General features: G+C 42.4%; 27 protein-coding genes and 7 pseudogenes. 23 read left to right on the top strand and 11 right to left on the bottom strand.

Going from position 1 to position 22643, the window contains the following annotated elements; all coding sequences use genetic code 11:
• Positions 1-224: 224 nt before the first annotated feature.
• The 4 genes and pseudogenes from NYE68_RS14035 to NYE68_RS14020 form a co-directional block, all read right to left on the bottom strand.
• Positions 225-341, bottom strand: a pseudogene (locus tag NYE68_RS14035) (sigma factor-like helix-turn-helix DNA-binding protein); the annotation flags it as partial.
• Positions 342-441: 100 nt separating this feature from the next.
• Positions 442-1284 carry a hypothetical protein gene (locus NYE68_RS14030; RefSeq protein WP_324636657.1) on the bottom strand — a complete coding sequence of 281 codons (843 nt, stop codon included), beginning with the start codon at positions 1282-1284 and terminating at the stop codon, positions 442-444.
• Positions 1285-1415: 131 nt separating this feature from the next.
• Positions 1416-1871, bottom strand: a complete 456-nt coding sequence (locus NYE68_RS14025; protein ID WP_003152829.1) for an SMI1/KNR4 family protein — start codon at positions 1869-1871, stop codon at positions 1416-1418.
• 11 nt (positions 1872-1882) lie between these two features.
• Positions 1883-3736, bottom strand: coding sequence for a T7SS effector LXG polymorphic toxin (locus NYE68_RS14020; RefSeq protein WP_015417871.1), 1854 nt, complete (start codon positions 3734-3736; stop codon positions 1883-1885).
• Between the two features lie 146 nt (positions 3737-3882).
• Here NYE68_RS14020 and NYE68_RS14015 point away from each other — a divergent pair.
• Positions 3883-3999 (top strand): annotated as a pseudogene (locus tag NYE68_RS14015) (endonuclease); the annotation flags it as partial.
• A gap of 279 nt (positions 4000-4278) precedes the next feature.
• Here the strand turns inward: NYE68_RS14015 and NYE68_RS14010 are convergent.
• Both NYE68_RS14010 and NYE68_RS14005 read right to left on the bottom strand, forming a co-directional pair.
• Positions 4279-4806, bottom strand: a complete 528-nt coding sequence (locus NYE68_RS14010) for a PadR family transcriptional regulator (RefSeq protein ID WP_099566964.1) — start codon at positions 4804-4806, stop codon at positions 4279-4281.
• Positions 4803-5645, bottom strand: coding sequence for a sialate O-acetylesterase (locus NYE68_RS14005; RefSeq protein WP_324636958.1), 843 nt, complete (start codon positions 5643-5645; stop codon positions 4803-4805). Before NYE68_RS14005 ends, NYE68_RS14010 begins: the two co-directional genes overlap by 4 nt.
• 120 nt (positions 5646-5765) lie before the next feature.
• On the opposite strand from NYE68_RS14005, the pseudogene NYE68_RS14000 reads away from it, so the two are divergent.
• Positions 5766-6206 (top strand): annotated as a pseudogene (locus NYE68_RS14000) (recombinase RecT); the annotation flags it as partial.
• Positions 6201-6380 (top strand): annotated as a pseudogene (locus tag NYE68_RS13995) (phage major capsid protein); the annotation flags it as partial. The pseudogenes NYE68_RS14000 and NYE68_RS13995, both read left to right, overlap by 6 nt.
• Before the next feature lie 191 nt (positions 6381-6571).
• Here the strand turns inward: NYE68_RS13995 and NYE68_RS13990 are convergent.
• Positions 6572-7015 (bottom strand): MerR family transcriptional regulator, encoded by a 444-nt coding sequence (locus NYE68_RS13990; protein ID WP_015417867.1) that lies wholly within the window; start codon positions 7013-7015, stop codon positions 6572-6574.
• Positions 7016-7185: 170 nt separating this feature from the next.
• Here NYE68_RS13990 and NYE68_RS13985 point away from each other — a divergent pair, with 170 nt between their 5' ends.
• From NYE68_RS13985 to NYE68_RS13960, 6 genes and pseudogenes are all read left to right on the top strand, one after another.
• Positions 7186-8037, top strand: a complete 852-nt coding sequence (locus NYE68_RS13985; protein ID WP_015417866.1) for an aldo/keto reductase — start codon at positions 7186-7188, stop codon at positions 8035-8037.
• Between the two features lie 99 nt (positions 8038-8136).
• Positions 8137-8280, top strand: a pseudogene (locus tag NYE68_RS13980) (class II fumarate hydratase); the annotation flags it as partial.
• 49 nt (positions 8281-8329) lie between these two features.
• Positions 8330-8442, top strand: a pseudogene (locus tag NYE68_RS13975) (recombinase); the annotation flags it as partial.
• A 55-nt stretch (positions 8443-8497) separates the two neighbouring features.
• On the top strand, positions 8498-8767 hold the full coding sequence (locus NYE68_RS13970; protein ID WP_094032320.1) for a DUF2577 family protein: 270 nt from the start codon (positions 8498-8500) through the stop codon (positions 8765-8767).
• Between the two features lie 93 nt (positions 8768-8860).
• Entirely contained in the window at positions 8861-9559 is a 699-nt protein-coding gene (locus NYE68_RS13965) for an aspartate/glutamate racemase family protein (protein WP_015417864.1), read from the top strand.
• A gap of 100 nt (positions 9560-9659) precedes the next feature.
• Positions 9660-9857, top strand: a pseudogene (locus tag NYE68_RS13960) (DUF2634 domain-containing protein); the annotation flags it as partial.
• A 48-nt stretch (positions 9858-9905) separates the two neighbouring features.
• Here NYE68_RS13960 and sigK read toward each other — a convergent pair.
• Positions 9906-10628, bottom strand: coding sequence for an RNA polymerase sporulation sigma factor SigK (gene sigK / locus NYE68_RS13955; protein ID WP_007408248.1), 723 nt, complete (start codon positions 10626-10628; stop codon positions 9906-9908).
• Positions 10629-11086: 458 nt separating this feature from the next.
• On the opposite strand from sigK, the gene NYE68_RS13950 reads away from it, so the two are divergent.
• Complete coding sequence (locus NYE68_RS13950; protein ID WP_324636666.1) at positions 11087-12343, top strand: MFS transporter; 1257 nt, start codon at positions 11087-11089, stop codon at positions 12341-12343.
• Positions 12309-12779: a GNAT family N-acetyltransferase gene (locus NYE68_RS13945; RefSeq protein WP_324636669.1), complete on the top strand. Its 471-nt coding sequence runs from the start codon at positions 12309-12311 to the stop codon at positions 12777-12779. The genes NYE68_RS13950 and NYE68_RS13945 overlap by 35 nt, the downstream gene beginning before the upstream one ends.
• A 15-nt stretch (positions 12780-12794) precedes the next feature.
• On the opposite strand, the gene NYE68_RS13940 is transcribed toward NYE68_RS13945, so the two are convergent.
• Entirely contained in the window at positions 12795-13421 is a 627-nt protein-coding gene (locus tag NYE68_RS13940) for a TVP38/TMEM64 family protein (protein WP_012118035.1), read from the bottom strand.
• A gap of 235 nt (positions 13422-13656) precedes the next feature.
• Here NYE68_RS13940 and NYE68_RS13935 point away from each other — a divergent pair, with 235 nt between their 5' ends.
• The 3 genes from NYE68_RS13935 (at position 13657) to NYE68_RS13925 (ending at position 15401) form a co-directional block, all read left to right on the top strand.
• A complete protein-coding gene (locus tag NYE68_RS13935) occupies positions 13657-14391 on the top strand; it encodes a polysaccharide deacetylase family protein (RefSeq protein WP_053573179.1) in 735 nt (244 codons plus the stop codon).
• A 69-nt stretch (positions 14392-14460) separates the two neighbouring features.
• On the top strand, positions 14461-15192 hold the full coding sequence (locus NYE68_RS13930) for an SGNH/GDSL hydrolase family protein (protein ID WP_031378930.1): 732 nt from the start codon (positions 14461-14463) through the stop codon (positions 15190-15192).
• A 74-nt stretch (positions 15193-15266) separates the two neighbouring features.
• Complete coding sequence (locus NYE68_RS13925) at positions 15267-15401, top strand: hypothetical protein (RefSeq protein ID WP_003152848.1); 135 nt, start codon at positions 15267-15269, stop codon at positions 15399-15401.
• A gap of 132 nt (positions 15402-15533) precedes the next feature.
• Here the strand turns inward: NYE68_RS13925 and NYE68_RS13920 are convergent, their stop codons facing one another.
• Entirely contained in the window at positions 15534-15674 is a 141-nt protein-coding gene (locus tag NYE68_RS13920; RefSeq protein ID WP_003152850.1) for a sporulation histidine kinase inhibitor Sda, read from the bottom strand.
• Between the two features lie 357 nt (positions 15675-16031).
• Here NYE68_RS13920 and NYE68_RS13915 point away from each other — a divergent pair, with 357 nt between their 5' ends.
• The 8 genes from NYE68_RS13915 to NYE68_RS13880 are packed head-to-tail and all read left to right on the top strand — an operon-like array spanning position 16032 to position 21037.
• On the top strand, positions 16032-16550 hold the full coding sequence (locus tag NYE68_RS13915; protein WP_007408254.1) for a YqeG family HAD IIIA-type phosphatase: 519 nt from the start codon (positions 16032-16034) through the stop codon (positions 16548-16550).
• A 2-nt stretch (positions 16551-16552) separates the two neighbouring features.
• Positions 16553-17653: a ribosome biogenesis GTPase YqeH gene (yqeH, locus tag NYE68_RS13910; protein WP_033574151.1), complete on the top strand. Its 1101-nt coding sequence runs from the start codon at positions 16553-16555 to the stop codon at positions 17651-17653.
• Between the two features lie 19 nt (positions 17654-17672).
• On the top strand, positions 17673-18515 hold the full coding sequence (aroE, locus tag NYE68_RS13905; RefSeq protein WP_324636675.1) for a shikimate dehydrogenase: 843 nt from the start codon (positions 17673-17675) through the stop codon (positions 18513-18515).
• The gene (gene yhbY / locus NYE68_RS13900) at positions 18509-18799 is read left to right on the top strand and encodes a ribosome assembly RNA-binding protein YhbY (RefSeq protein ID WP_003152858.1); all 291 of its coding nucleotides are present in this window, start codon (positions 18509-18511) and stop codon (positions 18797-18799) included. Before aroE ends, yhbY begins: the two co-directional genes overlap by 7 nt.
• Before the next feature lie 10 nt (positions 18800-18809).
• Positions 18810-19379, top strand: a complete 570-nt coding sequence (locus NYE68_RS13895; RefSeq protein ID WP_007408258.1) for a nicotinate-nucleotide adenylyltransferase — start codon at positions 18810-18812, stop codon at positions 19377-19379.
• Positions 19369-19929, top strand: a complete 561-nt coding sequence (yqeK, locus tag NYE68_RS13890; protein WP_014418422.1) for a bis(5'-nucleosyl)-tetraphosphatase (symmetrical) YqeK — start codon at positions 19369-19371, stop codon at positions 19927-19929. The genes NYE68_RS13895 and yqeK overlap by 11 nt, the downstream gene beginning before the upstream one ends.
• Before the next feature lie 17 nt (positions 19930-19946).
• Positions 19947-20303, top strand: a complete 357-nt coding sequence (gene rsfS, locus NYE68_RS13885; protein WP_007408260.1) for a ribosome silencing factor — start codon at positions 19947-19949, stop codon at positions 20301-20303.
• The gene (locus tag NYE68_RS13880) at positions 20300-21037 is read left to right on the top strand and encodes a class I SAM-dependent methyltransferase (RefSeq protein ID WP_015417856.1); all 738 of its coding nucleotides are present in this window, start codon (positions 20300-20302) and stop codon (positions 21035-21037) included. The genes rsfS and NYE68_RS13880 overlap by 4 nt, the downstream gene beginning before the upstream one ends.
• A 68-nt stretch (positions 21038-21105) precedes the next feature.
• Here NYE68_RS13880 and comER read toward each other — a convergent pair whose 3' ends face one another.
• Positions 21106-21927, bottom strand: coding sequence for a late competence protein ComER (gene comER, locus NYE68_RS13875; RefSeq protein ID WP_015417855.1), 822 nt, complete (start codon positions 21925-21927; stop codon positions 21106-21108).
• Positions 21928-21985: 58 nt separating this feature from the next.
• On the opposite strand from comER, the gene NYE68_RS13870 reads away from it, so the two are divergent.
• On the top strand, positions 21986-22600 hold the full coding sequence (locus NYE68_RS13870) for a helix-hairpin-helix domain-containing protein (protein ID WP_053573180.1): 615 nt from the start codon (positions 21986-21988) through the stop codon (positions 22598-22600).
• The last annotated feature ends 43 nt before the right edge of the window (positions 22601-22643 follow it).

Here is a 22643-nt window from a genome sequence, read left to right as displayed (position 1 = left end):
TTGACCTCCTTTAACAAAAGAATAACAGGAGCGAAATGTATCTACCCGACATTTCGTGCACAGTTTTGCAGGATAACTTATATGTAATAAATTAAGTGATTCACCTGTATTTGTACAGATAAAGAAAACACCTAATAACTGATTGGGTTTCATAAGATGAAAGAAAGTTATCATTGTTTTATATTGAATAGAAAAAGCCGGGATGTCAGATCGGGCTTTTAAGCTCATTTCCCCTTCGACTTCTTCCGCTTCTCTTTCTCCGCCCGGTAAAACTCATGGAACATTTTCATCAATGCGCGTTTTTCAATCCGTGACACATAACTCCTTGAAATGCCGAGCTTATCGAGATGGTATTTATAGACTGAAAGAGCAACATAAAACTTTATTAAAATAAGAGAAGACCCTCTATAGGGGCCTTAACATTAATAAATTTGACATTTTTTATTTGCGTGCCCATTCATTCCATAAAGGTTCTAAGCTGTTTTTTAGGTCTATGAATATCCATGGGTAGAGGGAGAAAAAAATAAGAATAATAACAAAAATATAAGAAGAAAGTTCATTAAACAACACTTTTCTTCTGTTGAAAGACTTGTGACTATAAATTGGTAATGCATTCTTGCCTGTTGTATAGAATACAAAAAGAGTAAGAATCAGCATCCCTACGCTTCTAAAAATGAAAAAATAAAAAGTAGTAGTATTCCATATACTGAATGTGTATTTAAATAAGTTTATAAGCCAAGTTTTAAAGGAGGTGCCTCCTTCAAAATTTACTTTTATATGATTAGCAACTATTTGTAATTCCTGTGGTACTGAAAAAAACAGCAGACTTAGAAGAATGCAACATAAAATTATTTGCTGGATAAAATTGATGAAGAATTTACTTTTGTCATATAAGTTTGATGTAAGCTTTATGGCAATTGAAAAACGAATACACTTAATAAACCGGATTATAAAGACAGCCAACAGAATTGCAACAAACCAATAATAGTAACTAGTATAAAATGCACCAAAGATAATGATAGCTATATAAAAAAGAACAATCATAAAATAGTTATCTGAGCCGAGCTCCCTTTTTGCATTGGTGACTTTATCTATTTGATTTTGACTAGGCATGAAAATGTTTATTATATTGATTTTCTTTTTTCCAATATGCACAGAGTTGTTATTGCCTCGTTGAATTATTTTAGTAGGAGTTTCTTTGGTAGCGGCAAACCCTATAATTATTGTTATGATGGTTAACAATGATGCAATAATACTTAGACCGGTATTTGTAAGATCAATCAATAGTTAAACTCCTTCTGTTCTAAAAATGAATTATTAAACATTAATCAATATTCCTCTGCTATTTTTAGAACCTTGAATGCCAAGGACACTCAGAGTTATGTTCGAAAATTTCAGAACTATAGTCAAAAAACTTAATGTTGTTCTTCAAGCTTGTCCATTAAGTCTGTAAATGAATCACAAACATAGCTAATGGAACTTCCCTTATCTTCATTAGCGATCTCATGATCCCAAAAAACAATTACGGGTTCTTGAGAAGACAATCTATAATCAAAACAAAAGAGGTTTCCCCCTGCATCTGTAGCAAAAGGTATGATCTTATCAACTAACCGATCTTTAACATTATCAAGTGTACTAAGGAGATCAATTGGTCGAGTTGGATCTCCTATACTCAGTAAATTGTTTATTGATTCTCGAGAATTTTGGAATGAAACAACCTTTTTATCTATAGGAGAGCATCCATTATGGTCTTTAATGAACTCTCTGTAATCTGTCGGGAACTTGATTTTTAATTTTTCTTCTACCTCTTCGATCTGACTGTTTGTCGCCTCTTTAAAAGTGCTTCGTTTTCTCCATTTAATACTTTGCATTGATTAACCTCCTATTTCTCATCTTTTCCCCAAATTTTATATCCGCCAGTGTGACCAGTTTTAGCATGAATGACTCGATCTACTAGCTCCATTTTTCCAGGAGTTTGATGGTGGTGCCATGTGTATTTCTCTGGTGTTATTCCATCTTGAAGATCAAGTAAATCATCTTCGTTCAAATCAAGCTTCTTAATCAATGATGGATCTTCTTCAGTCTGCTTATATAATTGTTTATTTAATTTGTCAAAATGCTGGTCTCTACTTTTTTTAAAGTCGGCTTTATCAAGTGTGAGTGTATGTTTTGATTCGAATATTGGAAATCCGTCTTTATCATAGGGAACTTTTGTTACTGGATGGACATCATTTTTCAAATGACCCATTCTTAAGTTAATGGTCGTTGTTTTGCCCGCACTGTTTTCGTACGTGTATGGTGCAGCTTTAACAAATTGATCATGTTTGGATTGTATTGCTTTTTTTAATATAGACGTATTCTTTACATTATGCGTATTCTCAATATCTTGTGCTATACCTACAAGTGCTAGATCATCTTTATTTCTAGATAAAGAATTTATGTAGTTTTTCCCTACGGTAATCCCTTTGTTTACATGTCTAGTAGCTGCTTTTTCTCCAGCTCCAATCACTTTATCTACTTTGGCAGCACCGGCTTTACCAAGTTTGCTTGTTACTTTCACAGCAGAGCCAACGCCCTTTAGTCCAACAAGGCTCCCGACCACATAGGTAATATAATGAGATCGTGAGTATGCATCTCCGTTAACCATTTTATCATTCCATGAATCCGCTATGTTTGTCCATATGATTTTTGCATAGGAAGGTGTCTTCAATACAGCTGAAATTGTTTTGGCTAATTTTTGTTCTTCGGAGAGCTGGGAAAACTCCCAAGTCCCGACAGCTAAATCTTTAACGCCAGTCACAGTATCCTTAGCGACATCGTAGAGACCGACTCCAACTCCTTTCAGGACTTCCCATGTGGTTTCACCAACTTCTTCGAGCTGTTGTGCTTGTTCAAGCTGAATCACATATTGCTGCTGGGAAGGTTCAAGGTTTTCATAGCCGATCTTCTTCGCAATTTCCAAATATTCATCCGGATCGGTCACACCGTCGGCGAGTTTTTTCTTCAGATCCTTGATTTCCCGCTCTTTCGCCTCTTCCTTCTTAATTGTCAGGTAAGCGTCTGAGTGTCTTGCAATCTCGCCTTTTTTCTTATGTATGTCACTTTCTCTGTACGCCTTGGCGTTATAATGAAGCGGAGTGGCGTTTTTTCCTTTGCCCGTAGCGTTTTGGAGCTGTTGAAAGTCTGCCTGAATGAAATGTTCATTTGCCTCGGTTTCTGCGTATTCTTTCGTTAGATCGTGATCAAGCTTTCCGAGTTTATGTATGGTATCGTTCCTTTTTTTATCTGCTGACTCAAGCTTTTGATCGACATCTTCTGTAGAGAAAACATCAAGATGAATGATATCGCTGATTTCATCAAGGATACCTTTCATTTCATTGCGCTGCTCTTGCATGATGGCTTGTGATTTATTCTTCGCATGAATCAACTCATGTTCTAAAAATGACTCTTCCACAAACGAATCGGCCAATCCCGCATCAGTTACTTTTCCAGAAAGACTGTTAAGAAAAGCAATCTTCATATCGATCAGATCAAGCCAGCTGTCTGTGACACTAGCGTGATCTTGAAAGAATGCTTTGATGTTATCAGCACCTTTGCCCGAAAACTCATTGTCATCTAAGTCAGCCATTCCCTGAAAAGCTTTCCTGAGATTGATAAATTGTTCTCTAATCTGATCATATTCTTTTGCTCGCTTTTCCGCTGCTGAGATTAACGAGGATGCTTCAAATACTTTCATATCTGTCTCCTTCCCACTTAATCTTATCTAAATTTTACCACATCATATTACATGTAAGAAGCTTCTTCCTTTTGTTAAAGATACTTTCTTAGGAGATTTGAACTTTAACAAAATCTTAAAATAGGATTAATTCAGTTGATGAAAAATTGAAGAAATGGTTAGGCATTGGTGCATTATCTCTAAGCTTTTCTTTGGCTGCATGTGGGTCTGAATCTGCTTCTACAGATAAAACAGATTCAGATAAAGCTAAAACAACAGGGCAAGCAGCAGTTCAGCGGAAGATGGAGAAAAATCAGTTGACTTACTTGAATACTGAATAGGTGTAAAAAGTGGTTATTCATACGGATTGAAAAAGAAGAACACGCAGCAGATTCACTTGCTCTTGTTTGGGGCAAGTGTTGACAACCCCATTACTGGTTTAATTAAAGAAGGGGTATAAAACCTGTATCAATGATGTTACGAGATATCTGCGACACAGGTTTTATATGCAGGTAACTAATATTCCTATATATGTAACATTGCATTTTTTGTGATGCAATAGTTCACTCTATTTCTGCTTTCAATTTTTCGAACCACTCTAAATTAACCAAGTGATGTGAACGGGAATTTTCATTCATGCGGCGAAAGTAATTGATTGTGCTGGGAATTTCTTGAGTGATGGACAGGTATTCATCAAGGAGCTCGATTCGAGTTTTAGTCTGATCGATTTGTGATTGGATCAGATCCAGTAATTTATTTTTGTCGAATTCATCAGCAAAGAGTAACGCCCCATAAAATTGCAGGTTCACATATTCCGATTTGGTGCCGTATTTGATCATTAATTTTTCGAATTCTGCCCTTCCCGAATCTGTGACTTTAAAGTTACGGATTTCACGCCCGCCGGTTGAGGGTTTCTGCTGAATCTGTTCAATCAAACACTTTTCTTCAAGTTGCTGCAGATTGTAATAAAATGAACCTTTCGTGAAGTTAACGATGTACTTGTAATGACGTTTTTCCATTAAGGCCAGAAGTTCATAGCCGTGAGCTCCGGGGTTTTGGATGAGCAAGCCAAGGATAAGTAAGGGAATCATGGTTTCATCACCTTCGCCATCCGCGCTTCAAATTCCGCGTACATGATTTTACCCGAAGCCAAATCCATACTATGAAGGTAAATCTGTTCTGTTTTAGAATAGTCACCATTCACTTTCAGTGATTGCTCCTCTCCCGAAATAGGTTTCAGGATATGGTACTTTTTCGAAAAAGCCTCGAAATAGCGGTAACCGAATTTGCGTTGTGAAGCTGCGTCTAAATGAATGCCATCAGGATTCGCAGTCAAACCTGCTGCAGTAACAAAATAACAATTCTGTTGTTGATCAGCAAAACGCAGCAATTGTTCATTAACCTGTCGAAATTCAGTCGCGTGCTGTCCAAAACCAGTCTTCCCAAGAAAGTCACCAAGCCCTCCAATAATCAACGGTACCTCATCTAATTCCAACTCGTTTCTTAGCGTCCCGATGATAAGAGTTAATTTCTCGTAATAAGTTTCATGCAGCGAACGATAACTGTCACTCTCACCTTGATGCCAAAGGATTCCGCAAATTTGACTGGATCGGAGGGCGAAGCGGGCTTCGGACAAAGCATGCTGAAAAAGGATGCCTTCCGGATGCCAGTCATTCAATGAACTGCCGCCTTCCGCACAAGGGATCAAGCCAATTTCTTCATCGGGATGAGCTTTCGACCATGCATCTGCAAAAGATGCCGCCAGGCCAACGCCGGAAACCGGACGATCGTAATTAATCGGCTCTGTCATCATCTGCCATTGTCCATTGCGCAGCATTTTTATTTTTTCATTATAGATAGGGTCTACTTCATTCAAAAATCCACGGCCCACCATATTCGACTGCCCCAACATTAAAAAAGACTTTATCATCTCATTTTTCACTTCTTTACATCAATATTTTAGTCTAATTAGACTATAGTCAATTCAGCTTGTCTTGTAAAGTTTCAACTAGGTTTTATTTTTTTATTAGTATGTATGAAAAGCGTTCCTGTGGCAGCTACACTCGACCTGCCTATACATAAAAACTTAGGGTTATGCCTGGATAGGCTCAATTCCAGCTTGGGTACAAAGGGTACATACAGCCTGCTTTGCGAACAGGCCAATATAAGTCTATCAATTGCATACCGATTCATGAAGGCGAATTGCAGAAGTGGAATCCGCTGATTGAGGAGACGAGATCGATTTTGAAAAGCGTGAATTCAGACGTAGTGATTGGTTATGCAGCTTATTTTGAGTTGATAAATGGCTTCCGAAAAACAGTGTACTGGACAAAGGTACAAGTAGAAAAGCACAAAAAGAAATTCAGTAAGTCTGATGTTGGATGGAAAAATGACTGGGATGCGATGGCAACTAAGTTTTCGAGCCTTCAAACAAAGAAAATACAGAAAACCAAGCGTGCGAGAAGCCGATCCTTTTGACGGCAAGCCTGTTCAAGCTTCAACTTTTATTCGAATGGTTCAAGACATGCCAACGATTTTAAGAGTTGCGCTGACTAAGGATCAAAAGTCTGTTCCATCAATTAGTACAGTTAACTTAAGCACAAAAGAAGTAATTGCTGAAGTTAACATTACCTATGACACACTTGAAAACAACATCGAACAAGAAGTCGCATCTGTATGCGACTTCTATCATTTTCTAATTAATAGAAAGTAACCATAAGAAAAAATTTAAGGACTTGCAGCCCTATGGCCGTATAAACAAATTTAATCCCTCATAATATGTCATCAAACTTAGCAATATGGATTCTAATTTAGGAGTTTAAGAGCGATTGATGTGTTCATAAATGTCTTTCACATCTACCGGACAGTGGGTGAGTAAAATACGTCACTATGCATATGCTGTATTTTTTCCCAGTTGGCGGGATTGGTTGTATCAAAAGAGCGGTGCTCCATAATGGCCTGATATAGGGCGGTTTTTTGTTCCAAATGGGCAATGTGCTGTTTGGCTTCTTCGAGCTGGGCGAGCGCATCTTCTTTATGCTCCATCATGAGTGTGTACCGTTGTGGAATGGTCGAATCTCCTTCAAGACAGAGATTCACGTACGTTTTAATGACTTCAATCGGCATACCGGATTGCCTGAGGCATTTGACGCCAAACAGCCAGTTGATTGATTCTTCATCGAACAAACGGATATTGTTTTTATTGCGCTGTACGCTCGGCACCAGGCCTTTATCCGTGTAAAAGCGCACCGCATGCTCAGTGAGTCCGGTTATCATCGCTGCTTCTTTGACTGTATGCATGGGTAATCCTCCTTTAAAAATTTTTTAAAAAAGTGCTTGCCTTCGTGTTACACGAAGATAATAAGCTTATTATAACGCAAACCAGCCGCAGCGGAATTCATTCTGCAGTGCCCGATTTTCGGGATGCGTGCCGTTTGTCGTTCTACATTTGAACAATAGGAGGAATTACAATGCAAACCGTAACATTAAACAATGGAGTGAAAATGCCAATTATCGGTTTCGGTGTATACCAAGTCCCCGATGCTCAAGAATGTGAAAACGCAGTATATGAAGCACTGATGGCCGGTTATCGCCTGATTGACACTGCTTCCGGTTACCTAAATGAGGAGGCAGTCGGACGTGCAATCAAGCGGAGCGGCGTATCGCGTGAGGAGCTGTTCATTACGACCAAGCTCTGGATTCAGGATGCCGGCTATGAAAGAGCCAAGGCGGCATTTTCCAAATCTTTAAATAAGCTGCAGCTGGATTATCTTGATTTATACCTTATTCATCAGCCATACGGCGATTACTACGGCGCTTGGCGCGCGATGGAGGATCTGTACCGCGAAGGAAAAATCAGGGCAATCGGAGTCAGTAACTTCCATCCCGACCGTCTAATGGATCTGATCATGCATAATGAAATCGTGCCAGCCGTCAATCAAGTCGAAACGCATCCATTCTGCCAGCAAAAAGAAAGTGCTGCTTTTATGAAAGAGCAGGGAGTTCAACACGAGTCATGGGCACCGTTCGCTGAAGGACGCAATAACATGTTCAGCAACGACGTGTTGTCTTCCATTGCGGAAAAACACAATAAATCCGTCGCCCAGGTCGTGCTGCGTTGGCTTGTTCAGCGTGAAGTCGTTACGATTCCAAAATCGGTGCGCAAAGAACGGATTGTCGAAAACTTTGACATTTTTGATTTTGAGTTAAGTTTAGAGGATATTGAAAAAATTTCCACGCTTGATAAAGGAGAAAGTCTTTTCGGGTCGCACCAAGATCCGGAAATTGTAAAATCGATAGGCGCCATGAAATTCGATCTGTAAGCTTTGTCTAATAAAACAGTTAAGTTTAATGAACTTAAAAGGTTAATCCCATGGATTACACAGAGGATATCGATACTACAACTTAGGGATTAGAACCTTATCGGGTATGAATATTATTCGAAAATTTCCAAGTTTGTTCATAAGGAAGGGTTAATGCTAAAAAGACTGCGTGCAACTTACATTTTAACGGAAGAACAATTTGATGAGATGGTTAAACCAGAAAATCTGAAACCTAATATTTGAATCTTTTAAGATAAAAACTAGTTACTAATCAGTAACTAGTTTTTCTTTCAGCCAGATCGAGATCTGCATAAAGAAAGCAGGGACTGAAGTATGCCTGTGAAGGATTTTCTGAGGAGCTTTTTAGAGCGTCCGGCGTTGAATCGTTTGAGAGAGGACGCAAGTTAAGGACTTATAAGTCAAGTCATTTGATACCAAAATGCAGTAACGAATGAGAAAAATGATTTTCATAACTGTCACATCTCTTTTTCTATATTCTGACTTTATTGAATCTGAGTCACCGGTGGATATTATGCCGGCTGAAGTGATTTCCGTTTCATCTATTGAAATAAGGCTTAATGAAAATGACAAATTAATAATACCTGCTGATTTGATTATTATTCCTAAACGGTTGCGCTCTGGAGAAGGTGAAGAACTGAAAATGGGTGAGAATTTGATGGTTGTCTCCTTAAAAGGCGGGCAATCATTTTTTATTCTCGATAAAATTTAATGATAATAATCCTGAAAAAATAAATAATTGTAAAGAAATAATCTATCCTATAGAATAACTATAATATTTTGAAAATTTCATCCGAGGTGGGTTATGAAAACTATTGGTCTTATTGGCGGAATGAGTTGGGAATCTTCAGCTGAGTATTATCGAATTATCAATGAAGAAATAAAAAAGAAGTTAGGAGGGCTTCACTCGGCAAAATGCCTTTTATACAGTGTTGATTTTAAGGAAATTGAACATTATCAATCCATAGGAGCTTGGGATAAAGCAGGTGAAGCTTTAGGTCAAGTTGCAAGATCATTAGAAAAAGCAGGTGCAGATTTTATTGTAATATGTACAAATACTATGCATAAAGTTCTTGGATATATCCAAGAAATGATCACTATACCTATTTTGCATATTGCCGATGCAACTGCAGAACAAATTATTAGACAAGACATTCGCTCAGTAGGATTGCTTGGTACTAAATATACAATGGAACAAGATTTTTATAAATCACGTATTGCGTCTCATGCGATTAATGTCATTGTTCCTGATGATGATGAAAGGGAATTAATAAATAATATTATTTATCAAGAACTGTGTCTGGGTGAAATTAAACAGTCTTCCAAAAACATTTATAAGAAGATCATAAATAATTTGGTGGATAGAGGAGCAGAAGGAATCATTCTTGGATGCACTGAAATTGGACTTTTAGTAAAGGCAGAGGATTCAAAAGTGCCATTATTTGATACGACTTTAATCCATGCTCAAAAAGCAGTAAATAAATCCCTTTCAATTTTTTCTTAGAATGATTACTTCCTATATGTTAAAACCGTTCTTTAGGAGCGGTTTTTATTATGGTTCATTCAATCAATAAATGGAGGAACGTTATAGGAGTGATCTTATCATGACCCTTTCCTCAGAAATTGAATTTGATGATATTGAAGATGACAGCGAAGTCATAGGGACCTCTCAAACCTACAAAATAGATTTTGAAAATGGCCGTATCACAAATGAATTCATCACAGGCCTTGACGCGATTAAACAGTTTGTATATTTGTCCCTTCATACTGAGCGCTACGCATATTCTGTTTATAGTCATGATTGAAAAAATAAAATAGAAAAAGCCGGGATGTCAGATCCGGCTTTTCGCTCACTTTCCCTTCTTCTTCCGCTTCTCCTTCTCCGCCCGATAAAACTCATGAAACATCTTCATCAATGCGCGTTTTTCAATCCGCGACACATAACTCCTTGAAATGCCGAGCTCCTTTGCGATCTCGCGCTGCGTTTTTTCTTTTTTTAAATCAAGCCCGAAGCGGCCGACGATGACTTCTTTTTCGCGGTCGTCTAAAATATCGATATATTTTTTGACCTTTTCAAGTTCCATGTTGAGCTGAATGGTGTCGATCACATCTTCGCTTTCCGACTTGAGGACATCGATCAGGCTTATTTCATTCCCTTCTTTATCCTGGCCGATCGGATCATGAAGGGAGACGTCTTTTTTCGTTTTTTTCAATGCGCGCAGATGCATTAAAATCTCATTTTCAATACATCGTGCGGCATATGTGGCAAGCTTCGTTCCTTTTCCGGCTGAGTAGCTTTCAATTCCTTTAATCAGCCCGATTGTACCGATGGAGATCAGATCTTCTGCGTCCTCTCCCGTGTTTTCGAATTTTTTCACAATATGGGCGACTAAACGGAGATTATGTTCGATCAGCATGTTGCGGGCGTGTTCATCTCCTTCAGCCATAAGGTCTAAGTATTTTTTCTCCTCATTATTTGAGAGCGGTTGTGGAAAGGCATTATTTTTCACGTATGATACTAAAAACACAAGTTCTTTCACAATAAACCCGAGCGCTGCAAAAACACCTGTCACCGTCCTCACCTCCACAAAGTTATGTAGGCAATCGCCTATATGTAACTGTATGTGTTGGTAGGGCTGTTTGTGTCTGTACAGGGAAATTAATCAAAAACGGGTTTTATTTCTTACAGCCTCTTGATTTTTGCTGATTGAGCCTGTATATTGTTAAAAAAAGTAAGGGTGAAAACAATATAACCGAAAAGCGCTGAAGAGACGAGTAGACAGATATCATTCATGGCAGAGAGCTCCGGGAGCTGTGAAGGAGTATGAATGGATGTGTTGAAACAAACCTCTTAGCTTCGCATCGGAATCATGAAACACGAGGATGATGCGGCGGATACTCCTGTTACCGAGTAAGCTTTGTACCCGGCAAGGCCGGCACCAAACCGAATTGAGGTGGCATAGCGGGCTGTTTCCCGTCCTCAAGACTTTATTGTCTTGAGGGCGTTTTTTATTTCTAAGGGAGGGATAAGATGAAAAACCTGAAGTCTTGGCGGTACCCGTTGCTTCTGTTAACCGGAATCGGGATAGCAAATATTGGTGAATGGATCTATTTTTTGTCTCTTAATCTTATTGTCTTAAAAGAAACGGGGTCTGCTTTTGCGGTTTCCATCCTTTATTTAATCAGGCCTGCGGCTGTTTTGATGACAAATGGGTGGGCGGGCAGCATCATCGACCGGTGTAACAAACGAAATATGATGATGTCGCTTGATTTCATCAGGGCTGCATTCATTGCCGTTCTGCCGCTGATGTTTACTGTACGGTCTTTATTTTCCGTTTATTGTATCGTTTTTTTGATTCAAATGGCCAATGCGATGTTTCGTCCGTGTTCCATGGCGTATGTGACGATGCTTATTCCGTCTGAAAGGAGAAAACGATTCAATTCACTAAGGGCTTTGTCGGAATCAGGGGCTTTTCTCCTCGGGCCGGCTGCGGCCGGGCTGCTTTTTATCGCCGGCACGCCGATTTTTGCGATTTGGGTGAATGCGGCGGCTTTAGTGCTGTCCGGTTTCATTACGATGATGCTGCCGAACCTTGAAAATGAGCCCCACGTACATTCTCCCGCACAGAAGCTTTCTTTGGCAGTGTACAAAGAAGATTGGAAGCTCGTCTATCGCTTCAGCCGCACGGCGCGAAACATCATGATCATTTATTTTTTATTCAGTCTGGTCATGACCGTTATGCCATCCGCGCTTGATTCGCTTGAAGCCGCTTTTGCAAAAGAGGTTCTTCAGCTGACTGATGCCGATTACGGTTTTCTCGTCAGTGTCTCAGGGGCAGGCATTATTGCGGGGGCGCTTGTCAATGTGTTCTTTAATAAAAAAATGCCGGCTTCTTTATTGATGGGAATGGGCTCTTTATTCACAGCGGCCGGATATATGATTTATGCGTTTTCTGACGTTTTTTGGACGGCTGCTTTCGGATTTTTCCTTCTCGCTTTTTTTCTGGCGTTTGCCAATACAGGCTTTCTGACGTTTTATCAAAAGAATGTTCCGGTGGACATCATGGGGAGAGTGGGGAGCTTTTATTCATTAGTCGAAGCCGTCTTCATTATAGTGGTAACGGCGGTTTTCGGAGCGGCGGCTGTCAGTTCTTCCGTCCGCGGCATCGTCATCGCAGGGGCTGCTGTTATGCTGGCGTTGGCAGCCGTTTTATGCTCGTTCTTATTTGCGGCCTCAAAAAGGAGGACTCCCGATGTATTTCAAGCGGATCAATGTAAACAAACATAAAGAGACGGCCGTTTCATTTCGTGAGGATTCGTTTTTCGTCAGCTTTGGCACGGCGGATCATTTTAATAAGGATGAATATCTCAGGTGGCTGTCATCCCAAATCAAATACTCACCCGACAATTTTAAGCTGCTTCTTCATAACGGGCAGCCGATCGGACAGCTTGAAGCTTCCATCAAATTTTACCGCAGCCAAAAAACCGGTTATATGTACCTTTACTATATGACTGAGCAGCAGAGGGGAAGGGGGTGCGGAACAAAACTGTATCAATACGCGAATCAGTTTTTCAGAGCGAACGGTGTTTCGGAATATCACCTGAGAGTTTCGCCGGGCAATGAAGCGGCTCTGTCATTTTACAGAAAGAAAAACATGGAAGTGATCGGTTCAGAATGTAACGGAAAAGTTCTCAGAATGAGAGGAGCCGTACCGCCGGAATAGGGGGCGGTACGCGCTTCATTTTTTCGTTGTTTTTAAAAGGCCGGGAAACTTCTTATAAATGACCGCCATTAAGACGAGCATATACATTCCGTAAATCCCGAAAGACAGCAGTTTGTTGCTTGTAAATGAAGCGCCTGCGACGGTCACGATCACAATGTTCGGAATTTTGCCGAGCACCGACGCAGAAAAAAAGATCGGCCATCGGATATTACTCAGCCCGCAGACGGTATTCATGGCAAGCGACGGTATAATCGGAATCAGCCGCCCGAAAAGCACCGCCGTAAACGCGTGCTGATGAAATGAATCTTCATATTGGGCCGCTGCCGGGTAAGCCAGCAGCTTTTTTCTGGCCCAGTCTCTGAATCCGTACCGGACGAGAAAAAACAATGCCATTGTTCCGAGCATCGCGCCTGACAATGTAATCCACACCCCGTTTACAATCCCGAAAACCGCTCCGTTTAAGGCCGCGATAATGGCGAATGGAACAATCGGAAAAAATACGTCAGCTGCGACCAGAAGGATACTCATAAGCACGGCGTACATGCCGCCCGCGCGAATCATGCTGAGCCAGACGTCTTTTTGCATAAAGCCGATCATCACGACAGCAATGATGACGGCAAGACTGAATCCCTTTTTTATCATCTGCACGTTCACCTCTTGTCAATTAGTATACAGCACAAATCTATCTCCTTCTATTAAAATAAGCTGTCCGATAAGCGTATTTGATTTATCAGCATTTGCCGTTTGATGAGAAACGGCTGGCACCCGGGTTTGGACAAAAACAAGCGGGAAGCGGGTGATGTGCATCATTTGATGCAGAGAATGATTTTTATAAAAGGGGACACGTTAACAGTAGTGTTTACTGGAGGTGTAAACGTTGAGATGCTTTCATCTGATCATCATGATATGCGTCCTCACGAGTCTCACTGCCGTGTCCGCCGATGCGAAATCTTTAAAAAGAAGTGACATGGAGAAGACGGGAAACGTGTACTGGGATATAAGGTCTGAAAAAAAGAAACTATCTTTAACCTTCGATGACGGCCCCCATCCTGTCTATACGGAGGCTGTGTTAGACGTGCTGAAACAGCACAATGTTAAAGCAACCTTTTTTTGTGTCGGGAGCCGTATAGACAAATACCCCATAACGGCAAAACGCATCGTTGAAGAAGGGCATGAAATCGGCAACCATACGATGAACCATGTTTATTTTCACCGACTGAAACGCAAAGACATTTTACAAGAGCTTCACAGCTCCGCGCATCATATCACATCGCTTCAGCCGGAAGGGGACAAGTTATTCCGCCCGCCGGGAGGGTCGCTGAATCGTACGGCTTTCAAAAGCATCTTAAAAGAGGGCTATCATATCATCATGTGGTCATGGAACCAAGACCCGAGAGACTGGAAAAGGCCCGGGAAAGGAAAAATCGTCAGGCACGTTGTTTCACATGCCAGAGATGGAGATATCGTTCTTCTGCATGATGGCGGAGGAAACCGGCGCCAGACGGTTGAGGCTTTGAAAGAAATCATTCCCAAGCTGAAAAAGCAGGGCTACACGTTTGTTAAGGTTTCGGATTTGATCGGACAGGATTCCGGTCCTTTTCATATTCAGTAAAGAGAGCGCCGCGTTGAAAGCCGCCAAAGAGATGTGTACCATAGGAGGTAAGGTTTGGGGGGAGAGAAAATGAAGTTTGCTGTTCTTTTTATTACGATAATCTGTCTGTTATCAGGATGCGCCGCGGGCAAAGAAAAAAGTGTTGTCGCGTTCGGCGACAGCAATACGCGCGGTTCCAACTGGGATTATCGTGATTATCCGAAGGCGCAGCAGTGGGTAAACATTTTAAAAACAGCGGAACGCGGCCGTCTTACGGTTATAAATGCGGGAATAGGCGGCCAGACGACTGAGGATGCGCGCCTGCGCTTTCAAAGCGACGTGCTGGACCGTAAGCCCCAATATTTATTTATCATGTTCGGAACAAATGATGCGGGCATTTTGACGGGCGATCAGCCGCGGGTATCAAAGAAACGTTTTAAAGAAAACCTGTCTTATTTCATAAACGAAAGCAGAGATCACGGCATAAAGCCGATTTTAATGACGTGCATCCCGGTTATAGAAGGAAACGGAACGCATCATCTCTATTACTATTCGAGATATAAAGCCTCAGCCTTTAAAGAAAAAGGCGGCGCGAGAAAATGGCATAATTCCTATAACGGCGTTACGAGGCAGGTTGCAGCTGAGTTGAAAGTGCCGCTGGTGGATAACTGGAAACACTTTATACGCGCGGACGGCGGCAAAGATACAGACCGGGCGCTGATCCAATCCGGACTGATAGATCCCTCCGGAAATCATATGACGCCAAAAGGCGCCAGAATCTTAATTGAAGGCATAAAAAATGGGCGGGTTTTGGAACGCTGACGCCGTCAGCTGCCTAAACCGTTTTGCTTCTGCTTCATAGGCTGTAGAAAAACATCTCTTTGGAGGCGATTGCTATGAACCGCGGTTTCCCTCCGCAATATCCTGTATGCCCGCCTCCTCGGGTGAATGCGGGGTACTGGTACGCATTTTTTGTTGTGCTGCTCGTCGTCATTCTCGTCCTGGGCGGTCTGTATTGGTTCAATATATAGCAGCCGTCCTCTTAAACACCTCTATTTTAGGGGTGTTTTTTGTTGAAAGTGGTAGTAATGCGCATAACCGAAGTGATATAATATCAGTCATCTGAGTAAAAAAAGGAAATTCGCCCGGGAACTTTTTTCTGTTTAAGAAGAAACGGAAATAATGTGTCCGAGCGATCTTCTTTTGATTTCGTTTTCAATTAACTCGATAAATTCACGGCTCAAATTCATTTCATTGGCTTTGAAATAAGATTCTATTAGTAATTCATCAGAAAGCTTTCTCATGCCGGGGACCCAATTAATGGGAGTGGCACCTCCTTACAATTGTAATCAATCATCAGACGCAAGCATATGATGGAAGGTTGCGTTTCAATCATGGTGAGGTTATCTTTAATCTACCATGAAATACAAATAAGAACAATCGTTCTGTTATCCACACTCGTAAGTGGATAACTTGTTAGTATCTTGTTTATAATCTGGATAAATCCGGATGTAATAAGAGTGGATAATGTGTGTAATTTTATCCACAACTGGTGAAGAAACCCAATTTTTGTCGAAATTTTTTTACTGAGTCCGACTTTGTTTTTAAATCTGACAGGTTTCGACATATAGATGATAGAAAGAAAAGGAAGGGTGCGGGTTTTGTTAAAAAAGTTTTTTTTACCTGACGAATTTGTGAAAAATATATTTCATATCACACCGGAAAAGCTCAAAGAACGCAATGTGAAAGGGATTATTACAGACCTTGACAACACGCTTGTGGAGTGGGACAGACCGAGTGCGACACCTCGATTAATCGAGTGGTTTGAAGAAATGAAGGAGCACGGCATTAAAGTCACGATCGTCTCCAATAATAATGAACGAAGAGTGAAATTATTCTCGGAGCCGCTTGGCATACCGTTTATTTATAAGGCAAGAAAGCCGATGGGGCGCGCCTTTAAAAGAGCCGTCAGCAGCATGGATCTGAAAAAAGAAGACTGTGTGGTCATCGGCGATCAGCTGCTTACTGATGTTCTCGGCGGAAACAGAAACGGGTATCATACGATCCTCGTCGTGCCTGTCGCTTCCTCTGACGGAGTCATGACGCGCTTTAACCGCCGGATTGAACGGAGAATATTGAGTTCTTTGAAACGTAAAGGCCATATTCAGTGGGAGGATTAGAAATGGAAAAGGTTGTTTGCATCGGCTGCGGAGTAACGATCCAGACCGAGGATAAACAAGGTCTCGGATACGCGCCAAAGGCATCGCTCACGAAAGAGAATGTCATCTGCCAGCGCTGCTTCAGACTGAAAAATTATAATGAAATTCAAGATGTTTCATTAACGGATGATGACTTTTTAAATATCTTGCACACAATCGGCGATACTGACTCTCTTATTGTCAAAGTCGTTGATATTTTTGATTTTAACGGAAGCTGGATAAACGGGCTGAACCGCTTTGTCGGCGGTAATCCGATCATTCTTGTCGGTAATAAGGCCGATATCCTGCCGAAATCCGTAAAACGGGAACGGCTCGTTCAATGGATGAAACGCGAAGCGAAAGAATACGGCTTAAAACCCCTTGATGTCTTTTTAATCAGCGCTTCCCGCGGACAAGGGATGAAAGAAGTCATTGACGCCATTGAACATTACCGCGAAGGGCGCGATGTGTATGTGGTGGGCTGTACCAATGTCGGCAAATCCACATTTATCAACCGGATTATTAAAGAGGTCTCAGGGGAAGAGAATATTATTACCACCTCTCAATTTCCGGGTACGACGCTTGACGCGATTGAAATCCCGCTCGATGACGGATCTGCGCTTTATGATACGCCGGGAATCATTAACCATCACCAGATGGCGCATTACGTGGACAAGCGTGACTTAAAGGTGCTGACACCGAAAAAAGAACTGAAGCCGCGCACTTTTCAGCTGAATGAAAAACAAACGCTTTATTTCGGCGGGCTTGCCCGGTTTGACTATGTATCAGGCGATAAAACGGCGTTTGTCTGCTATATGCCGAATGAATTGATGATTCACAGAACAAAGCTTGAAAATGCTGATGCCTTATACGAAAAGCATGCGGGAGAACTGCTTACCCCGCCCGGAAAAGATCATTTGGATGAATTTCCGGAGCTTACACCCCATACGTTTTCGATTAAAGAAGGAAAGACGGATATCGTTTTTTCCGGTCTCGGCTGGGTCACGGTGCAGCAAGCAGATAAAAAAATAACGGCATACGCTCCGAAAGGCGTACACGTATTTGTCCGCCGTTCATTAATATAGAGAGAAGGGGAGAGGGAGCATGAAACAATTGTACGGAGTAATCGGAAATCCGATCGGACATTCAATGTCACCCGATATTCATAACGCGGCTTTGCAAGATAAGAACATCAACGGGCAGTATTTTGCGTTTCAGGTGGAACCTCATCATCTCAAGGACGCCGTTAACGGAATCAAGGCGCTTGGCATCTGCGGAGTGAACGTCACAGTCCCGCATAAAGTCGCGATCATGGAGCATCTGGATGAAATACATGAAAGCGCGAAAGTACTCGGGGCCGTAAATACCGTCAAAAGAGAGGGAGACAGGCTCATCGGGTATAATACTGACGGAGATGGGTTTTATAAATCCTTAGTCAAAGTATTGGACAAACCGATATCAGAGCTCTCCATCCTTATGATTGGGGCGGGAGGAGCGGCGAGAGCGATTTTTACGACGATCGTCCGCAGACAGCCGAAACAATTTGACGTTTGCAACCGCACGCCGGAAAAAGCAGAAAGCCTGATTGCGGCTGCTCCCTCTTTTCAGCAGAAACGCGCCCTTACTTTAAAAGAAGCTGAAAATCAGCTTGAACAATATGACGTCATTATTCATACAACATCTGTCGGCATGTATCCGAAAACGGATGCCGTGCCGCTCTCATTGGAACGGGCCAAAACGGGCGCCATCGTTTGTGATATCGTATACAACCCGATTCAAACGGCGTTCTTAAAAGAAGCTGAAAAAAGAGGTTTAACAACCCTTGACGGTGTCGGCATGTTTGTGGAACAGGCCGCACTGTCTTTCAAGCTGTGGACGGGACAAGAGCCTGACAGCGGCTTAATGAGAGCAATTGTTGAAGGAAAACTAGGAGGAACACAATGTTAACAGGAAAACAAAAACGGTTTTTGCGTTCAAAAGCGCATCATTTAACGCCTATTTTTCAAGTGGGAAAAGGCGGAGTCAACGAAAACATGGTGAAACAGATTGCCGAGGCTTTAGAAGCAAGAGAGCTGATTAAAGTCAGCGTGCTTCAAAACTGCGAAGACGATAAAAATGATGTCGCAGAAGCCCTTGTGAAAGGCAGCCGCTCACAATTGGTGCAGACGATCGGAAATACGATCGTATTGTATAAGGAATCAAAGGAAAATAAACAAATCGAGCTTCCGTAAGGTGGTTGACATGAAGAAAATCGGAATATTCGGGGGCACATTTGACCCTCCGCACAACGGACATCTTCTGATGGCTAATGAAGTCCTTCATCAGGCGGAGCTCGATGAGATTTGGTTTATGCCCAATAAAATCCCTCCGCATAAGCAGAATGAAGACTTTACAGACAGCCGGCACCGGGTGGAGATGCTGAAGCTTGCCATCAGCTCTAATTCCGGCTTTAAGCTTGAGCTTGCGGAAATGGACCGGAAAGGCCCTTCTTATACCTATGATACCGTCCGTTTACTGAAGGAGCGGCACCCGAACGACAAGCTTTTCTTTATTATCGGGGCGGATATGATTGAATATCTGCCGAAATGGTACAAACTGGACGAACTTCTCACGCTCATTCAATTTATCGGAGTGCGGCGCCCGGGGTATCATATTGAGACCCCGTACCCGCTGCTTTTTGCCGACGTTCCGGAATTTGACGTTTCGTCAACGATGCTGAGAGAACGTCTCAAAGCAAAAAAGCCGACGCAATACTTAATGCCGGATAAAGTGAGGCAGTATATAGAGGAGAATGATTTATATGAATCGTGAGGAAGCACTTGCCTGCGTCAAAGAGCAGCTGACCGAGCATCGCTACATCCACACAATCGGCGTGACAGATACGGCGGTTATTCTCGCAGGCCGGTTCGGAGCAGACCCGAAAAAAGCGGAAATGGCGGCTATTTTTCATGATTATGCGAAATTCCGGCCGAAAGAAGAAATGAAGCAGATCATCGTGCGGGAAAAAATGCCGGCTGAGCTCTTGGATTACAATGCCGAGCTGTGGCATGCCCCTGTGGGAGCGTATTTGGCTGAGAAAGAAGCGGGGATCACTGATCCTGAGATCTTGGATGCAATCCGCTATCACACGTCAGGGCGTCCCGGAATGACCCTTTTAGACAAAGTCATTTACGTTGCGGATTACATTGAACCCGGACGCCATTTCCCCGGAGTGGAAGAGGTGCGCCGTCTGGCGGAAACAGATCTGAACGAAGCGCTCATACAAGCAATGAAAAATACAATGATATTTCTGATGAAAAAAAACCAGCCGGTCTTTCCGGAGACGTTTGCAACCTATAATTGGCTGGTGTCTCAAAATTGACAGGAGGAATTTAAAGAATGAATCAAGCTTCCGTATTAAAAATCGCGGCAAAAGCATGCGACGATAAACGTGCAGAAGATATTTTAGCGCTGGACATGGAAGGAATCTCACTTATAGCGGATTACTTTTTAATCTGCCACGGGAATTCTGATAAGCAGGTTCAGGCAATTGCGCGTGAAATTAAAGATCAGGCAGAAGAAAACGGCATTGATGTCAAAAAGATGGAAGGGTTTGATGAGGCCCGCTGGATTTTAGTTGATCTCGGCGACGTCATTGTCCACGTTTTCCATAAAGATGAAAGAAGCTACTACAATCTTGAAAAGCTATGGGGCGACGCACCGCTCGCAGAGCTTGAACTCGGCTTGAACTCATGATTTACCAAGGCTTCGCCGGCGTATATGACGAGTTAATGTCACATGCGCCGTATGATGAATGGGCGGGCTGGATCGAAGCGTCTCTTCCGGAAAAGGGAAGGGTGCTTGATCTTGCCTGCGGAACCGGAGAAATATCCATCAGGCTTGCTGAAAAAGGCTGCGAAGTCACGGGGATTGATTTGAGTGAAGATATGCTGAGCTGTGCCCAGCAGAAAAAAACGGGAAAGCCGATTCTTTTTCTCCAACAGGATATGAGAGAGCTTTCCGGTTTTGAAGAACAGTTTGATGCCGTTGTCATCTGCTGTGATTCCCTAAATTACTTAAAAACGAAAAATGATGTCTTAAGCACCTTCAAAAGTGTTTTTCAAGTTTTGAAGGAGGGCGGCCTGCTTCTGTTTGACGTCCATTCCCCATTTAAAATGACGGAGCTTTTTCCGGACAGCACCCATGCGGATCAGGATGAGCAGATCAGCTATATCTGGCAAAGCTTTGCCGGCGATGAAGAGCTTTCTGTCATCCATGATATGTCCTTTTTTGTATGGAACGGACAATCTTATGACCGTTATGACGAGACGCATGAGCAAAAAACATTTTACATTGAAGAATATGAACAAATGCTTGCAGAGACCGGATTTGAACTGAAGAAAGTGACGGCCGATTTTACAGACCGGCCTCCTTCAACAGAGTCTGAACGTCTTTTCTTTACGGCAGGCAAACCAAAAACCATCGTTTAAACGGAACGATGGTTTTTAAAATGCATTTTTTGCGATTGGCGCGATAAAGCACTTTATGGCATACTCAGTTACACGTGAAATTGCTTCTTCACTAACGATATATCTTCATCGTATTTGTTATGTGTACGCTGAAAGACACGGTTGAACATATCCTGAACACCGCTTTCGAGAGCCTTCAGTCCTTCTCCGGTGACGCCGCCTTTTACGCATACTTTTTCCTGCAAGGCGGGAAGTGTGTAATGCCCTGTTTCCAGAAGCTTTCCGAGACCGACAAGCATTTCCGTCGACATAATCACGGCTTCTTCTTTGGTGATGTCCGTTTCTTCCACTGCCGCGTCAATAAAGCGCTGAACGAGATAACTCATAAAAGCGGGCCCGCAGCTGACAATGTCTGACGCCGCTCTTGTAATGCCGCTGCTGATTTCTACAGGTTTTGAAATACGAGTGAACAGCGTTTGAATATCCGCTTTTGCAGACTCGCTGCAGCTTTTGCCGAACGTAACAAGCGAGACGCCGGCCAAGGCGCGGTTCGTAATGCTCGGAATGACGCGGGCCGTCTGACACGGAACCGTATGTTCAATCTGATCCGTCTGAACGGGGCTGGTAATGGAGATTAAAATGTGGTCTTTCCGTAAATGCGGTGTGAGTTTTTTCAGCAAAGGATATATATCCAGCGGTTTTACACAAATGAATATTATTTCATTATCCTGTACGAGCTTTTCCTGATCCTCGGTGACATGGATGCCGCTGAAACGTTCTTTTAGTTTTAATGCTTTTTCGATTGTTCTGTTTGTGATGGTGATATGTGAGGGATCGGCAGCGTTTGATTCGATAAACGATTCAATCAGGATCGTTCCCATGTTTCCGGTGCCGATAAAGCCTATTTTCAATGAATTCCCCTCCTTTTTCCCTTAATCCTCTAAACCTTATGCGGGGAGGCAATGCAATATGACGAAAGCGATGATGACGGAGCGGCTGCGGCGGAACCTGAAAATTCTGGGCGCTTGTCTTGCGGCAGGGGCGGTTTTTATCTGCATTTGGCTGTTTCGTTCTGAAAAGGAAGAGCCGGTCAAACAGCAGTCCGTGCTCGGCCAAACAGCCTCAGCATCCGTTGCGGACAAAAAAGACACCGCAGCCGATAAGATTATGATTGATGTGAAAGGTGCGGTCCGAAATCCCGGCGTGTATGAAATGAAAGCGGGAGACAGAGTGACGCAAGCCATTGAAAAAGCCGGCGGCCTGAAGAAAAAGGCGGATGAATTGAATGTTAATTTAGCAGAGCAGCTGCAGGACGGGACGATGGTTTATATTCCGAGTGAAGGCGAAGAGGAGAATCGCCCGAAAACAGCGGCGGGTGAAAAGGAGAATGCAGCTGTCAATATCAATACGGCATCTCTGGACGAACTTCAGGCGATTTCCGGGGTGGGGCAGAAAAAAGCGGAAGCGATTATCGCCTACCGAGAAGAAAACGGACGGTTTCAGACTGCTGAAGATTTGATGAATGTATCAGGCTTTGGAGAAAAGTCATTTGAGCGGATAAAAACTTCCATTACGGTAAAGTGAATTGACGGTTCTGCTTAAATCTATGTAAACTTAGAAAAGCAAC

It is taken from the genome of Bacillus sp. FSL R5-0447 (assembly GCF_038606125.1).
Lineage (GTDB): Bacteria > Bacillota > Bacilli > Bacillales > Bacillaceae > Bacillus > Bacillus velezensis.
Note: the sequence above shows the minus strand (reverse complement) of the source record. Positions and strands in the feature narration are given on the sequence as shown.

What these genes read in the sequence shown, in the direction of transcription:
- yqeH (WP_033574151.1), top strand. Translation starts at nt 16,553, where the DNA reads ATGGAAAAGGTTGTTTGCATCGGCTGCGGAGTAACGATCCAGACCGAG.
- NYE68_RS13950 (WP_324636666.1), top strand. Translation starts at nt 11,087, where the DNA reads ATGAAAAACCTGAAGTCTTGGCGGTACCCGTTGCTTCTGTTAACCGGA.
- NYE68_RS13970 (WP_094032320.1), top strand. Translation starts at nt 8,498, where the DNA reads ATGATTTTCATAACTGTCACATCTCTTTTTCTATATTCTGACTTTATT.
- NYE68_RS14005 (WP_324636958.1), bottom strand. Translation starts at nt 5,645, where the DNA reads ATGATAAAGTCTTTTTTAATGTTGGGGCAGTCGAATATGGTGGGCCGT.
- NYE68_RS13945 (WP_324636669.1), top strand. Translation starts at nt 12,309, where the DNA reads ATGTATTTCAAGCGGATCAATGTAAACAAACATAAAGAGACGGCCGTT.
- NYE68_RS13940 (WP_012118035.1), bottom strand. Translation starts at nt 13,421, where the DNA reads ATGATAAAAAAGGGATTCAGTCTTGCCGTCATCATTGCTGTCGTGATG.
- aroE (WP_324636675.1), top strand. Translation starts at nt 17,673, where the DNA reads ATGAAACAATTGTACGGAGTAATCGGAAATCCGATCGGACATTCAATG.
- yhbY (WP_003152858.1), top strand. Translation starts at nt 18,509, where the DNA reads ATGTTAACAGGAAAACAAAAACGGTTTTTGCGTTCAAAAGCGCATCAT.
- NYE68_RS13895 (WP_007408258.1), top strand. Translation starts at nt 18,810, where the DNA reads ATGAAGAAAATCGGAATATTCGGGGGCACATTTGACCCTCCGCACAAC.
- NYE68_RS13930 (WP_031378930.1), top strand. Translation starts at nt 14,461, where the DNA reads ATGAAGTTTGCTGTTCTTTTTATTACGATAATCTGTCTGTTATCAGGA.
- NYE68_RS13870 (WP_053573180.1), top strand. Translation starts at nt 21,986, where the DNA reads ATGACGAAAGCGATGATGACGGAGCGGCTGCGGCGGAACCTGAAAATT.
- NYE68_RS14025 (WP_003152829.1), bottom strand. Translation starts at nt 1,871, where the DNA reads ATGCAAAGTATTAAATGGAGAAAACGAAGCACTTTTAAAGAGGCGACA.
- rsfS (WP_007408260.1), top strand. Translation starts at nt 19,947, where the DNA reads ATGAATCAAGCTTCCGTATTAAAAATCGCGGCAAAAGCATGCGACGAT.
- NYE68_RS13925 (WP_003152848.1), top strand. Translation starts at nt 15,267, where the DNA reads ATGAACCGCGGTTTCCCTCCGCAATATCCTGTATGCCCGCCTCCTCGG.
- NYE68_RS13990 (WP_015417867.1), bottom strand. Translation starts at nt 7,015, where the DNA reads ATGCATACAGTCAAAGAAGCAGCGATGATAACCGGACTCACTGAGCAT.
- NYE68_RS13880 (WP_015417856.1), top strand. Translation starts at nt 20,300, where the DNA reads ATGATTTACCAAGGCTTCGCCGGCGTATATGACGAGTTAATGTCACAT.
- yqeK (WP_014418422.1), top strand. Translation starts at nt 19,369, where the DNA reads ATGAATCGTGAGGAAGCACTTGCCTGCGTCAAAGAGCAGCTGACCGAG.
- NYE68_RS14020 (WP_015417871.1), bottom strand. Translation starts at nt 3,736, where the DNA reads ATGAAAGTATTTGAAGCATCCTCGTTAATCTCAGCAGCGGAAAAGCGA.
- NYE68_RS13985 (WP_015417866.1), top strand. Translation starts at nt 7,186, where the DNA reads ATGCAAACCGTAACATTAAACAATGGAGTGAAAATGCCAATTATCGGT.
- NYE68_RS13965 (WP_015417864.1), top strand. Translation starts at nt 8,861, where the DNA reads ATGAAAACTATTGGTCTTATTGGCGGAATGAGTTGGGAATCTTCAGCT.
- NYE68_RS13920 (WP_003152850.1), bottom strand. Translation starts at nt 15,674, where the DNA reads ATGAGAAAGCTTTCTGATGAATTACTAATAGAATCTTATTTCAAAGCC.
- NYE68_RS14010 (WP_099566964.1), bottom strand. Translation starts at nt 4,806, where the DNA reads ATGATTCCCTTACTTATCCTTGGCTTGCTCATCCAAAACCCCGGAGCT.